This is a genomic window from Blastococcus sp. CT_GayMR20, from assembly GCF_004570345.1.
The window spans coordinates 26,043-39,321 of the sequence record NZ_SPQM01000031.1 but is presented as its reverse complement, the minus strand read 5'-3'; the positions used below and the strand labels follow the sequence as shown (position 1 = coordinate 39,321).

Sequence of the window (13,279 nt, the reverse complement as noted above, 5' to 3'; positions counted from 1 at the left end):
TACCGGGTGGAGGGTCGCGACCTCTACGTCGACCTGCCGTTGGCGCCGTGGGAAGCGGCGCTGGGCACGTCGGTCGCGGTCGACACCCCCGGCGGGGAAGCCAAGGTCAAGGTGCCGGCCGGCACGTCGAGCGGGCGGCGGCTACGGCTGCGCGGTCGCGGGCTGCCCAACCCCCGCGGGGAAGCCGGGAATCTCTACGCCGAGGTGCGCATCGTCGTGCCGCACCGGCTGTCGGAGGAGGAACGCAGATTGTTCTCCGAACTCGCCACGGTCTCGAAGTTCGATGCGCGCAAACAGGCCCGGAGGGCGTCATGACCTATCCCCTCATGCGCCGGCGTCGGGTCGAGCTGCTGGACCTGGACACCTTCGCTGCGCGGGCGCGGCTGCACCCGGAGCTGGTGCGCCGGCTGGTCGCTCTCGGGCTGCTGGAGGCCGAAAGCGATGCCGCCGACCGGCTGTGGCTCGCCCCGACGGAGCTGGCGACCCTTGCGCGCATCCAGCGCCTGCGGGCCGGCTTCTCGCTGAACTACGCCGCCGTCGGGCTGGTACTGGATCTGCTCGACCGCATCGAAGCGCTGGAGGCTGCGCTGCGGCGGCAGCCGGGCCGGACGACGGCACACACCAACACCCCCACCACGATCACACGGACACTCATCGGAGGATGACGTGGACCTCAACCGACTGACCCAGAAGTCTCAGGAGGCCCTTCACGACGCGCAGACCAAGGCGCTGCGCCACGGGCACAGCGAGGTCGATGGTGAGCACCTGCTGCTCGCGCTGCTCGACCAGCCCGAGGGGCTGGCCCCGCGGCTGCTGTCGCAGGCCAGCGCCGACCCCGACGCGCTGCGCGCCGACCTGGAGGCCGAACTCGGCCGGCGGCCGAAGGTGACCGGACCGGGTGCGGCGCCCGGGCAGGTGTATGTGACCCAACGGCTGTCGCGGCTGTTCGACACCGCCGAACGGGAGGCGCACCGGCTCAAGGACGAGTACGTTTCCGTCGAGCACCTGGTGATCGCGCTGCTGGAGGAGGGCAGCTCGACTGCCGCTGGGCGGCTGCTGCGCACCCACGGCCTCACGCGAGACAAGTTCCTCTCGGCGCTGACCGAGATCCGCGGCAACCAGCGGGTCACCTCGGCCATGCCCGAGGTCGCCTACGAGGCCCTCGCGAAGTACGGCCGCGACCTGGTCGCCGAGGCGGCCACCGGCAAGCTCGATCCGGTCATCGGCCGCGACACCGAGATCCGCCGGGTCGTGCAGATCCTGTCCCGCAAGACCAAGAACAACCCGGTTCTCATCGGCGACCCCGGCGTCGGCAAGACCGCCATCGTTGAGGGCCTGGCCCAGCGGATCACCCGCGGCGACGTTCCCGAGGGGCTGAAGGACAGAACCATCTTCGCCCTGGACATGGGGTCACTGGTGGCCGGTGCCAAATATCGCGGCGAGTTCGAGGAACGCCTCAAGGCCGTGCTCAACGAGGTCCGTGCCGCCGAGGGCCGAATCATCCTGTTCGTCGACGAGATGCACACCGTCGTCGGCGCCGGCGCCGCCGAGGGCGCCATGGACGCCGGCAACATGCTCAAGCCGATGCTGGCCCGCGGCGAGCTGCACATGATCGGCGCCACCACGCTCGACGAGTACCGCAAGCACGTGGAGAAGGACGCCGCGCTCGAGCGCCGCTTCCAGCCGGTGATCGTCGACGAGCCCACGGTCGAGGACGCCGTCTCCATCCTGCGCGGCCTGCGGGAACGCCTGGAGATCTTCCACGGCGTGAAGATCCAGGACGCCGCCCTGGTCGCCGCGGTCACCCTCTCGCACCGCTACATCTCCGACCGGTTCCTGCCCGACAAGGCCATCGACCTGGTCGACGAGGCCTGCGCGATGCTGCGCACCGAGATCGACTCCATGCCCGCCGAGCTCGACGAGCTCACCCGACGGGTCCGGCGGCTGGAGATCGAGGACGCCGCGCTGGCCAAGGAGAGCGACCCGGCCAGCAAGAACCGGCTGGAGGAGCTGCGCCGCGAGCTGGCCGACCTACGTGCCGAGGCCGACGCCATGCGCGCCCAGTGGGAGGCCGAACGGCACGCGCTGCGCAAGGTGCAGGCGCTGCGGGAGGAGCTCGAACAGGTTCGCAACGAGGCCGAGGCAGCCGAGCGGTCCTACGACCTGAACCGGGCCGCCGAACTGCGCCACGGCCGGCTGCCCGAGCTGGAACGGCGGCTGGCCGCTGAGGAGGAGCAACTCGCGGCCAAGCAGGGCGGCCACCGGCTACTCCGCGAAGTCGTCACCGACGCCGAGATCGCCAACATCGTCTCCCGGTGGACCGGCATCCCCGTGTCCCGGCTGACCGAGGGCGAGCGCGACAAGGTGCTGCGCCTCGACGACATCCTGCACGAGCGCGTCGTCGGGCAGGACGAGGCGGTGCAGCTGGTCGCCGACGCGATCATCCGCGCCCGGTCCGGGATCAAAGACCCACGCCGGCCGATCGGTTCGTTCGTCTTCCTCGGCCCCACCGGCGTCGGCAAGACCGAGCTGGCCCGCACCCTGGCCGCGTCGCTGTTCGACACCGCGGAGAACATGGTCCGGCTGGACATGAGCGAGTACCAGGAGCGGCACACCGTCTCCCGGCTGGTCGGCGCCCCGCCCGGCTATGTCGGCTACGAGGAGGGCGGCCAGCTCACCGAGGCGGTGCGGCGCAAGCCCTACTCGGTCGTGCTCTTCGACGAGATCGAGAAGGCGCACGCCGACGTGTTCAACACGCTGCTGCAGGTGCTCGACGACGGCCGGCTCACCGACGCGCAGGGCCGCACCGTCGACTTCCGCAACACCGTGGTGATCATGACGTCGAACATTGGGTCGCAGTACCTGCTCGACGGCGTCACCGGCGGCGGAGAGATCAAGTCCGAAGCCCGCGAAGCTGTAATGGACGAGCTGCGCCGGCACTTCCGGCCGGAGTTCCTCAACCGCGTCGATGACATCGTGCTGTTCAAGCCGCTGACCCTGGCCGAGATCGAGCACATCGTCGAGCTGATGGTCGGTGACCTGCGCGCCCGGCTGGCCGAACGGCAGATGCGCCTCGAGCTGACCGAAGACGCCCGCCGGTTCATTGCCGGGCAGGGTTTCGACCCCGTCTACGGTGCCCGGCCGCTGCGCCGGTTCATCGCCCGCGAGGTCGAGACCCGCATCGGTCGCGCACTGTTGACCGGGGAGGTCGAGGACGGCGCCACCATCCGCGTCGACGCCACCGGCGACGAACTGGTCATCCGCTGGGACAACCCGGCCGGTGCTGACCAGACGGCCGCGTGAGGAGGAGGGACATGACCTCGCCGACCGTCGTGGCCTGCACCAACTGCGGCCGTCGCAACCGGGTGCCCGCCGCCGCGGCGGGTACCCCCCGCTGCGGCCAGTGCCACACCCCGCTGCCCTGGATCGCCGACGCCGGCGACGCCGACTTCACCGCGGTCGCCGAGCAGGCCCCACTGCCGGTCCTGCTCGATCTGTGGGCACCGTGGTGCGGCCCCTGCCGCATGGTCAGTCCCGCCCTGGAGGAACTCGCCCGCACCTTCGCCGGCCGCATCAAACTGGTCAAGGTCAACATCGATGCCGCCCCGCAGACCGCGCAGCGGTTCACGGTCCAGGCCGTGCCCACGCTCATGGTCCTCGACCACGGGCGAGTCATCAGCCGCCAAGCCGGTGCGGCACCCGCACCGGCCCTGCAGAGCTGGCTGGAGAAGGCCTTGTCGGGTGCGACCAGTCCCAGCCGGTGATGCTGCCCGCGCTGACGGGCCGGACGGGCGGTGACCATCCGGCGGTTCCTTGACCGTCCGGCCCTATCTACCACGAAACGGCGAGGAAGTAACTGATGCGCTGCCATCGATGTGGCCACCGCAACCCCAAAGGCAGTCGCTTCTGCGTGCAGTGTGGAGCGGCGCTGGCCCATGACCAGGTCGCGAACGCTACGAGCGCGATGCCTGCCAGCGGCGGGGAGAAGCCCGAGCTCCCGCCAACGGCACTTGCCCCTCCGCCCACGCAGGCTCACCCCGAAGCGGTCGAGCCACTACCGGCGGGGGCGGCGCTCCTGGTCGTGCAGCGGGGGCCAACTGCGGAGAGCCGGTTCGTGCTCGATCAACCGGTGATCACCGTCGGGAGGCAACAAGACAACGACCTCGTCCTCGACGACGTGACCGTCAGCCGCCGCCACGCCGAGTTTCACCGCAGGGAGCAGGGCTTCCTCGTTCGCGACGTTGGCAGCCTCAACGGCACGTATGTCAACCACGAGCCCGTTGCTGAGGCGTCCCTCGTCTCAGGGGACGAGGTGCAGATCGGCAAGTTTTCACTCCTGTACTTGACCGAAGTCGACGGGTGCCGAGAACGCAGGCGAGATGCGGGCCAGGACCGGACGTCAGCGCTGCGAGGGGGAGCCAGTTCAGCCGCTGAGGGAGAGCTTGATTCCCCGTGATGCCGAGCCCGCGTTGCCCCGGTGGCACAGCTCGAACGTGATCGGAGCTGCGGTCAGCACAAGCAATGATGATGTGCCTGGCTGTCCCCACCTCTGCCATCCGTCGCACGCTAGCTCCGCCTGATCGGCCACCGGGGACGTCGACCTTGCCTCAGGTCGCATCACTCTGGCAGGCACCCTCAAGCGGCGAGCCACTCGCTACCTCCTCGACGCAATCCGCACGCTCAGCGTGGTCCATCAGGTCAGCGGAATTCTTGACGCGTCACGCTTAGCCGACTGCGATGACGCCAGCGGGCGGGGCCCTGGGCGCGCATCGAGCGCGCGATGGCGCTGCATCGCCGCGGCGACGTCAGGGTCACCGAGGTCTGTTTCGCGGCCGGCTGCTCGCGCGTGCTATCGAATCGCCTTCCAACGGCACGCGACGATGACTGTCGTGGGGCGCCAGCGGCCGACTGCTGGAGGCCCTCCACCGGGTCCGGCTCGATCGACACGTGACGCCGCCGCCCGGTTCTCCCGTGTGACCGAAGAGCACCCAGTCGATCCGCCAGAGCGACACGGTGGTGGTCGGTCGACGCAGTGACGACCACAGCAGAGCGAACTCACCGGTCCGGCCTCGGGTGGCTTCCGCCCCAAGCCTTCGATAATGAAAGGTGTCAGTCTTGCTGAGTGCCGTACGTGCTGACTGTTGATCAGCGGGCGAGCCGCCGGGGGCCAGACAGGGTGGCCGCCACGCTTCGCCGGCTCGCTGATGCCGTCGAGACCGTGCTGCCCTTCGAGCGCACCACCGGCGACGAGTTCCAGGGCCTGATTGCAAAGCCCGACGGCGTGGTCGACGTAGTACTGCAGCTCGTGCGGGAGGGCGGCTGGAGCATTGGCGTCGGCGCCGGTCCGGTGCTGACCCCGCTGCCGTCGAGCACGCGGGCGGCCACCGGTACGGCGTTCTTCTGCGCCCGGCAGGCGGTCGAGGCGGCGAAGCACCGGCCGGCGCGGCTGGCCGTCCGCGGCCGTGTTCCCTCCGAGGCTGCCGACGCCCAGGCCGTGCTTAGCGCCCTCGCCGTGCTGGTGGAACGGCGCAGCCCGCAGGCGTGGGAGGCCATCGCCCTGGTCTCGGGTGGAGCCACGCAGGCGCAGGCCGCCGCCCGGCTAGGCATCTCCCGGCAGGCGATCGGCCAGCGACTGGCGAGGGGACTCTGGGAGCTCGAACGAGAGCTGCGGCCACCCGCCGCGCGACTGCTGGCGCGGGCCGCCGGATAAGCATCGCCGTGCTGGTGCTGGTCGCCGGGTGAGCGCTGGCGACTGCCGTGGGGTGGCTCTCGCTACGCCGCGCGTACCTCATCTAGTCGAGGGAGCGTGCGCTAGTCGATGCGAACTCGGGTCTGGGCATAAGCCCATCCGGGCTATACGGGTGCGGTCGAACCGCCACAGTGGCGCCCTGGGCGGTCAGCCAGGTCAACGCCCGGCCTGGGGAGGGCCGCGCGTGCCCTCTCGCACATCAGCGAGGACCTCGGCGCAGGCAGCAGGGTGTGGTCGTTCACGAGGACGTGCGTGCCTCGCCCGCGGGCGACCCCGCTGTCGCAGTTCACGCGTCAGCTACCGCAGGCTGCCGGACCCAAGCGTCTCGGTCTGGACCTGCAGCGAACCCCTATAAACGCTCGGGTCTCGTACGTGGCGATCGCTGCGCCGCGGATCGCGCAGGCGCGGTTCCGTGAACCCCCCGCGGCCGAGAGCGGCAAATCCGGCGCCGGTAGGAGCATCGCGGCGATCGTGGAGCCCGGGAGGTTCGGGAGCGGAGCCCGTCCGCGCCAACGCGGCGCCGCCGGTAGTGGTGCGTTTGCCGGCTTCGGCGACGGCTCGGCTGACGTGGGAGCGCAGCCCGGCATGTGCGGAGGCAAGGCGACTCATGGACGACCGACCTCGCCGCACACGGGATCCGCAGGGCACGCCCTGGGCTCATCCGGTCAACGTTGGCGCCGGCGCAGCTGCTTTTCGTCAAGGATGACCATCGACGTGTCCTCCAGACGAATCCAGCCGCGGTCCGCAAAGTCGGCGAGCGCCTTCTGCACCGTCTCATGAGAGGCGCCCACGATTCGGGACAGCCTCTCGAGGCTGAGGTCGTGCTTGATCCGCACGCCCTCAGCAACGCGGCTGCCAAACTTGTCGGCCAGGTGCAACAGCATCCTGGCCACACGCCCCGGGACGTCAGTGAAGAACAGATCGGGCAGCGATGTCTTGGTGCGCCACAGTCGCCGGGCCAGTACGCGCAACAGTCGCTCACCCAGCTCGGGATGCGCCTCGATCCACGGGCGCAGCACGGAGTGAGGAACGCATGCCAGCCGGATGTCGGTCACCGCGGTCGCCGTTTCCGTGCGTGGGCAGGGATCGAATACCGCCAGTTCGCCGAACTGATCCGACGGTCCAAGTACGGCCAACAGGCTCTCGCCGCCGCCTGGGGAGCGGCGCGTCAGCTCGACCGTGCCGGAGAGAACGATGTACAGCGCATCTCCCAGCTCGCCCTCACTGAACACCACATCGCCGCGGGGAATCGAGACGGTCTCGAGTCTGGTCGCGACCGGTTCGATAACCTCCGTCGGCAGCCCGTGGAAAAGTTCCGACCGCGTGAGCACCTCATCCACGACGCGCCCCCCTTCACGCATGCGCTTCACCAAATTTTCGCACCGTCTCCACTCGACGGAAAAGATTGAGAAGGCAACTACAGCTGCGCCACCTACCCAACGGCTGCCGTGCGTCCGTCCCCCCGAGCGTGTTCGCGGCCTGCCGACCGACCCGACGGCCCGGCGTCGATGTACCGCCGAAATGCCGAGCGCAACTCCGCAGCGCTCTCGTTCGTGAGGTCGATCTCGTAGTCGTGGCCATCCAGTGCGAAGCTGCTTCTGACCCTGCCCCTTCGACAGCTCTTGGCCGGGGAGGGCCTGGCCATGCGCGACATCGGATTGGACCTCGCGCTTGACGAAGTCGGCTGAGGGAGGAGTCCACGAGCGTCGAGACCGTCCACGACTCTGTGCTTGCGCTCGTCGGTCCTCCTCCGCAGCAGTCTGCAGTGGGCTGGCGCGGACGACGCCTGCGATATCCCACCGTGCTCGGACTATCCCGACGTCTTTGACCCAGCTGCGGATACGGCCCACCACGGGGCCGTTCGCAGCACAGCGAGGTCGCAAGAATTGGGGGTGGGCAACGCCCCACATCGTCACCGGAGATCCTCGTGCTGTGACTATCCGGAACAAACGACTGGTCATGAGGCCGTGAATCGCTGCCACTAGAACTCGATGACGGGGTCAGGTGGCAGTGGCTCCGGTGCCGGCTCCACGATCGCAGTAACCGTCGTGTGGCCAGCGCGCGCAAACGTCAAAGCCAGCTGCACGAAGTGCGCAGCGTCGATACGTTCGGTGATTCCGGTCAGCGTGATTGTGGGTCCTCCCATGCCAATGAAGACAGACTCGCCGGCCGGGATGGGGACTTCGCCGGTGCTCGCCGAAGTGACGGTGGCGTTTGTCGTCGTTGTCGGCGAGTCGGAGGCCGGTGACGCGGCACGGCTGTCTGCGGGGGTGGGAGTACTCGAACGCGATCCATTCACGGTCACCCCGCTGAACGGCTCGCCGCTGATCGACACCAACCGGTCGTCGACCGTGCCGCTATTGACGATGGCCATAGACAGTTCTGCCTCGTCGCCCGGTTGGTATACACCATCGGGCGGATAAGCAAGCTGAACTGCGCGGATGGCTATATCGCCGACTTGACCGAAGCCGCCGGTCTTGTCACGATCCTGCGTGGCGGTCTGAGTTACCTGCCCAGCGCTGCAGCCGCTGAGCACCGTCACCGCCAGGAGCGAGAGGGCGATGTTCACGATGGCCCTCAGCAGCTTGGTATTCCGACTCACCCGGCTCACGGCCATGACCCCTTTCTCATCGTTGGAAATCCGTTGCTTACGCGCGGCTAGATGCCGCAGGCGCGCCGAAGCCCGCTCAAAGATGCTGCCGTCCGATCGCGTGCGTTCAGCCGAGGGGCCGCCTGCGACGGCGCGCGGCAGACGAAGGGGAGGAGAGGCGGGACCGCGAAGCGGCACGGTTGGATGCGGCTCAACCGACGACTCGAACCGATAAGGGCTTGAACCCGGCAACTCAATGGCCATCTCGTGCCTCCCTCCGCCATCCCGACACCGTGTGTCGACGGTGCCCTTCTCACCCATTCCTGACGCCTCAGGACGCCGATATGTTCCTGATCCTGGGCGTGGCAATGCTGTGCCGGTTGCTAGCCGCAAGGGAAGGGGGATTATGGCGGCCGAACGGCCGAACGTGTGCAATCACCCGGTCGTCCTTAGACTCGCCGCCGGCGAGTCACTGAGGCGGCTCAGAAAGTCATTTCACCTCGGTCCCAGCCCAAGGAAGTGCACAGTTGATGCCAGCAGTCGTGCCCGGAGGCATCGCGTCGGCGCCACCGGCGCGCGCCCTTACCGTTCCTGCTCCGTAGCGCTGATCGCCTCGCGCAGCCACCTTTTCGGGACCACTCGCGCCACGGCCATCCGCGGACCCGGCTCACCGGCTCAGGTATCCGACCGCACTGGGGACAGGTTGCTCGCCGCGGCCGCGTCGAGCCACCATCGAGTTGCCCGACTGCCGTGGACGCCAGAAGCAGGAATCTGCACCGGGTCGGCGCGGGAAAGGGCGCAGGCCACCGCAGGTGCCTTGGCTCGTCCGCTAACCAGCAGCCACACCTCCGCGGCCGTGTTGATGGCGGAGAAGCCGAGACTCAGGCGGGTAGGCGGTGGCTTCGGACAGTTGCGCACCGCAAACACCGGACGCGTGTCCCGAGTAGCGGGGGACTGGGGGAAGATCGAAGCCACGTGCCCGTCGGCACCCATGCCGAGCAGAAGCACGTCGAAGCGGGGGAGTGCCCGGCCGCTCGGCGCCGCCGCGGCCAACTGGTCGGCGTACCACAGCGCAGCGTCCTGCGCTGCGGCAAACTCGGAGTCGGAGGCGGGCATTGGATGCACTTGATCAGCAGGAACAGCCAACGGATCCAGCAGCGCCCGGCGGGCGGCCACCTCGTTCCGCCGAGGATCCCCGGCCGGGATGAAACGCTCATCACTCCACCACACCTGCACCGCCCGCCAATCCACGACGTCGCTGCTCGGCGCAGCGGTCAACTCCGCCACCCGCGCCAGGACGGCCGTTCCGATCCCGCCGCCTGTGAGCACCAGCGAGGCGCTGCGATGTACCGCTTGCACTGCGGCGAGCCGGGCGATCAACGCAGACGCGACCGCATCAGCCAACCGGTTGGAGTCGGGCGCAATCGTGATACCCGGAGTCTCCCGGAAGGAGCCGGACGATTCGGGGGCCGCGGGCCGACTCACGACTCGATGACACCTTGGCCCGGCCGTTCATGCCCCCCCCCCTGTGGAGCGGGTCGGCGTCCTTCGATTTGGCCACCATCGATCCCGCCTCATCCAGGCCCGGCACATCGCCGAGCCCGGGCGTGCTAGGCCGTCGACTCGCCGCCCTCCCACCGCGATCGTCATTCGAGTCTCCCGCCGGATCGACCCAGATGTACTGCCGCACCGGCGAACGATCCGACAGGCCGGTCCGGCCGGTCGCCGCCTCTAGCGACTGGCCATAAGGCTCGTCGGGATCCAATCGGCGCAATTCCTCTCTGAGCAGCTCGCCGAGGCTGCGGGCGGGCAGCGCCACAGTTGAGTCGGGTCGGCACGGCTGAGAGATCACGGCACGTCCGCGGTGATCAGCCTGAACGCGGACCTGCTCACCGGAGCCTATGTCCAGGGACACTGCTCCCACGCCGGTCGATCCGGCGATCCGCGCAAAACCCACCACCTCAATTGCGCAGCCGCAACGCGCAGACAACCAACCCGCCAGCAGCGCCGCAGTGGGGTGCGCCGGGTCGCCCTCGATGCGACCTCCGATCAGCCGGAACGGGTCCGCTCGCCGGGCAGCAACCGCGTCCAGGGTGGACGTGAGCACCGCCCGCCAGGGCGTGCTGCGCGTCCAGACAAGATCGGTGTCGCCGGGGGCGTAGTCATCGGCGCGCTCTCTCAAGGCGGCCAAGGGGTCGGCGGCCAAGGAGCAGTCGGTGATCCGCCGGTCGGCGGTCACCGCGAGCGCATCGGTGGCTAGTCGTTGCGGCGGCGCGCCGTGCCACCAGCTCACCACCGGAACGTCCGCGGCCAACAACGGCACGACGACCGACTCTGCGTGCAAGCCCAGCCGGCCGTACATCCGCATCACCACGGCTTCACCTGGCCCCAACCGGCCACCGACTAACACCTCGGCGTCCAGCCGAGGAATCGGCGCGTCGATCTGCCGCCGCACCACGACGAGGATCCGACACGGATGCTGCGCGGCCGCCGCCGCAGCAGCCTGCTCGGCCTCGACCACCTTACCCTCGTCGGCGATGACCACGAGCGTGAGCGCCATACCTGAGAACACCGCACCGCCGATTCGCCGCTGCTCGGCCAGCGCCTTCACGATGTCCGCACCCGTGGTGTCCCACAGCGTCGTCACCGCGCGTCCTCCACTCGGGACGATTTTAATCGCATTCGCTTCGCTCCGGTTCTTTCCCGGCAGCGTGCGGCGGCAGACATGCTCATCGCATGACGTTCCGGTCGTCGATCCACCAATTGGATGGAGAACGACGACCGCACACGCACAGTCATTGGCTCACCACGCGTCGGACGTGCGGTCAGGGACGGCACTGCATACTTTTCGTACGCTCGGGAAGCCACAGGCGTGGGCTACCAGAACGGTGCCGGCAGGCCGAGCCGAGGAAGAACCGCAGCCGAATGACCACTGAGCAGGCCGATCGCCGTACGGCGACCACCAGCACCCGCCCGAAGCACCCGCCAAGGCTGCCAGCAACGCCCCCACCGGACACCCGACTCAGCCGCGCCTCACCCTGCCCGAGGGCTTCGGCGCCTCGATCGTCGCGCGATGGACACCGCGCGGGCGCTGACGATGGACGCCGTCGAGAGCGCCGGCATCGGCCATCCGGGCACCGGGGCCGCCGCTGCCCACGACAGCCGGCACGCCGCCGGCAACGTCACCCGCTGCGGGAGCCGCTGGACGTGCCCGCTTGGTGTCCGCATTTTGCGACAGGCAGAAGGCTCGGCCGTCGAGCCAATCAGCCCCGATGAAAGACGGGCGTCTCGTCCGCAGTCCAGGCTGCTGATCGCGCGGTCTGGCCGCGTCGACGGACGCCGAGTCTTCCCCAAAACTTGCGGCCGTGGTCCTGGTCAGGGGCGGCCCGCTGTGGAGGTGGTGTGCGGTGGAGGTAGAGCAGACTCCCTTGCCGGGGGTGGGGACGCGGTACGACTTCGCCACCTCGGCCGGTCGTCGGCTGGGACTGGTGGTGCACCGCGGCGGTCCGGTGGACCTGCTGGTCTACGCCGGCGATGACCCCGACACGGTCGCCGAGTCGGTGAGCCTGGAGCCTCAGGAGCGGACGGCGCTCGTGGAGCTGCTGGCGCTGCCTCCAGGTGAAGACGATCCACAGTCGAGAACTCACCACCGGATCTGGCAGCTGACCGAGGACCAGGCGTAGGAGTGGTCGGGCACGATCACATGACGCTCGCCGCAGCGTCGGGAACGACCGCCGGGACGGTGCTGCTCCACCTAGGCGCGGTGCTCTTCGGCCTCGGCGTGCTCGGGTTGGTCGCACACCGATGCAAGGTCTCTCCGGTGCCGCTTTACCTGCTCGCGGGTCTAGCCTTCGGCGAGCACGGCCCGGTGCCGCTGACCGGGGGCGAGGGAGGCGAGCAGTTCATCACCGTCGGCGCTGAACTCGGTGCGGTACTGCTGTTGTTCATGCTCGGCTTGGAGTATGCCGCCGACGAGCTGGTGGCGGGGCTGCGGCACAACACGCTCGCCGGCCTGGTGGACCTGATACTCAACGCCGTTCCCGGCGCCGCGGTGGCGCTGCTACTCGGCTGGGGGCCCGTGGCCGCGGTGGCGATGGCGGGGGTCACCTACGTCTCCTCCTCGGGCATCGTGGCGAAATTGCTGGCCGATTTTGGCCAGTTGGGCAACCGCGAGACGCCGACGGTGATCGCCGTCCTCGTCCTCGAGGACCTGGCGATGGCCGGCTACCTGCCTGTCCTGACGGCGATGGTGTCGGGGCTGTCCGTGCTCGCCGCCACCGGCAGCCTGGGGTTGGCCCTCGCCGCGGTCACCGCGGTCTTCTTGCTCGCCATCCGAGCACCGGAACTGCTCTCCCGGTTGGTGTTCGCACCCAACGACGAGGTCTTGCTGCTCCGGGTTCTCGGCCTGACGCTGCTGGTGGCCGGGCTCGCCGCCCAGATGAACGTGTCGGCGACGGTTGGCGCGTTCCTGGTCGGCGTCGCCCTGTCCGGGCCAATCGCGCACAGCGCCGCCCAGCTGCTCCGTCCCCTCCGAGATCTGTTCGCCGCCGTCTTTTTCATGTTCTTCGGCCTGCAGATAGACCCCACCCAGATCCCCGACGTGCTGCTGCTGGCGGTGGCACTGGCGCTGGTGACCTCTGGAACAAAAGTCGCCACGGGATGGTGGGCGGCGGGCCGGGCTGGCATCGGTGGTCGCGGACGGCTCCGCGCCGGTGTTGCGCTGGTTCCTCGAGGCGAGTTCTCCATCGTGATCGCTGGCCTGACTACCGCGTCCGCCGACGCAGGTGCCTTCACGCTGGATCCCCGCTTCGGCGCCCTCGCGGCCACCTACGTGCTGCTGCTGGCGATCCTCGGGCCAGTGGCCGCCCGACTGGTCAGCGGACGGCGACCCCGCCACGGCCGGCCAGCACCGGAGCTGGCTCAGCCCCGCGGCGCCTGAG

Annotated in this window: 12 protein-coding genes; 8 read left to right on the top strand and 4 right to left on the bottom strand. The window is 69.1% G+C overall.

Features of this window, described 5'->3' with window-relative positions; genetic code table 11:
- From E4P40_RS09950 to E4P40_RS09920, 6 genes are all read left to right on the top strand, one after another.
- On the top strand, positions 1–315 hold a 315-nt coding region (locus tag E4P40_RS09950; protein ID WP_280790595.1), incomplete at its 5' end, for a DnaJ C-terminal domain-containing protein.
- Positions 312–665: a chaperone modulator CbpM gene (locus E4P40_RS09945; RefSeq protein WP_135158475.1), complete on the top strand. Its 354-nt coding sequence runs from the start codon at positions 312–314 to the stop codon at positions 663–665. The genes E4P40_RS09950 and E4P40_RS09945, both read left to right, overlap by 4 nt.
- A 1-nt stretch (position 666) precedes the next feature.
- The gene (gene clpB, locus E4P40_RS09940) at positions 667–3,303 is read left to right on the top strand and encodes an ATP-dependent chaperone ClpB (RefSeq protein WP_135158474.1); all 2,637 of its coding nucleotides are present in this window, start codon (positions 667–669) and stop codon (positions 3,301–3,303) included.
- 11 nt (positions 3,304–3,314) lie between these two features.
- Positions 3,315–3,764: a thioredoxin gene (trxA, locus tag E4P40_RS09935; protein ID WP_135158473.1), complete on the top strand. Its 450-nt coding sequence runs from the start codon at positions 3,315–3,317 to the stop codon at positions 3,762–3,764.
- A gap of 200 nt (positions 3,765–3,964) precedes the next feature.
- A complete protein-coding gene (locus E4P40_RS29315) occupies positions 3,965–4,456 on the top strand; it encodes an FHA domain-containing protein (RefSeq protein ID WP_280790594.1) in 492 nt (163 codons plus the stop codon).
- 720 nt (positions 4,457–5,176) lie between these two features.
- Positions 5,177–5,710 (top strand): SatD family protein, encoded by a 534-nt coding sequence (locus E4P40_RS09920; RefSeq protein WP_245160239.1) that lies wholly within the window; start codon positions 5,177–5,179, stop codon positions 5,708–5,710.
- 704 nt (positions 5,711–6,414) lie between these two features.
- Here the strand turns inward: E4P40_RS09920 and E4P40_RS09915 are convergent.
- From E4P40_RS09915 to E4P40_RS09895, 4 genes are all read right to left on the bottom strand, one after another.
- Positions 6,415–7,089, bottom strand: a complete 675-nt coding sequence (locus E4P40_RS09915) for a Crp/Fnr family transcriptional regulator (protein ID WP_135158478.1) — start codon at positions 7,087–7,089, stop codon at positions 6,415–6,417.
- A gap of 641 nt (positions 7,090–7,730) precedes the next feature.
- Positions 7,731–8,603, bottom strand: coding sequence for a copper chaperone PCu(A)C (locus E4P40_RS09905; protein WP_135158469.1), 873 nt, complete (start codon positions 8,601–8,603; stop codon positions 7,731–7,733).
- A 411-nt stretch (positions 8,604–9,014) separates the two neighbouring features.
- Complete coding sequence (gene pgl, locus E4P40_RS09900) at positions 9,015–9,719, bottom strand: 6-phosphogluconolactonase (protein ID WP_245160238.1); 705 nt, start codon at positions 9,717–9,719, stop codon at positions 9,015–9,017.
- Between the two features lie 16 nt (positions 9,720–9,735).
- Positions 9,736–10,986 (bottom strand): glucose-6-phosphate dehydrogenase assembly protein OpcA, encoded by a 1,251-nt coding sequence (locus tag E4P40_RS09895; RefSeq protein ID WP_135158468.1) that lies wholly within the window; start codon positions 10,984–10,986, stop codon positions 9,736–9,738.
- Between the two features lie 760 nt (positions 10,987–11,746).
- Between E4P40_RS09895 and E4P40_RS28025 the strand changes: the two genes are divergently transcribed.
- Both E4P40_RS28025 and E4P40_RS09885 read left to right on the top strand, forming a co-directional pair.
- Positions 11,747–12,022, top strand: a complete 276-nt coding sequence (locus tag E4P40_RS28025; protein WP_167762169.1) for a hypothetical protein — start codon at positions 11,747–11,749, stop codon at positions 12,020–12,022.
- Positions 12,023–12,042: 20 nt separating this feature from the next.
- On the top strand, positions 12,043–13,278 hold the full coding sequence (locus E4P40_RS09885; protein WP_135158466.1) for a cation:proton antiporter: 1,236 nt from the start codon (positions 12,043–12,045) through the stop codon (positions 13,276–13,278).
- Position 13,279 lies beyond the last annotated feature (1 nt).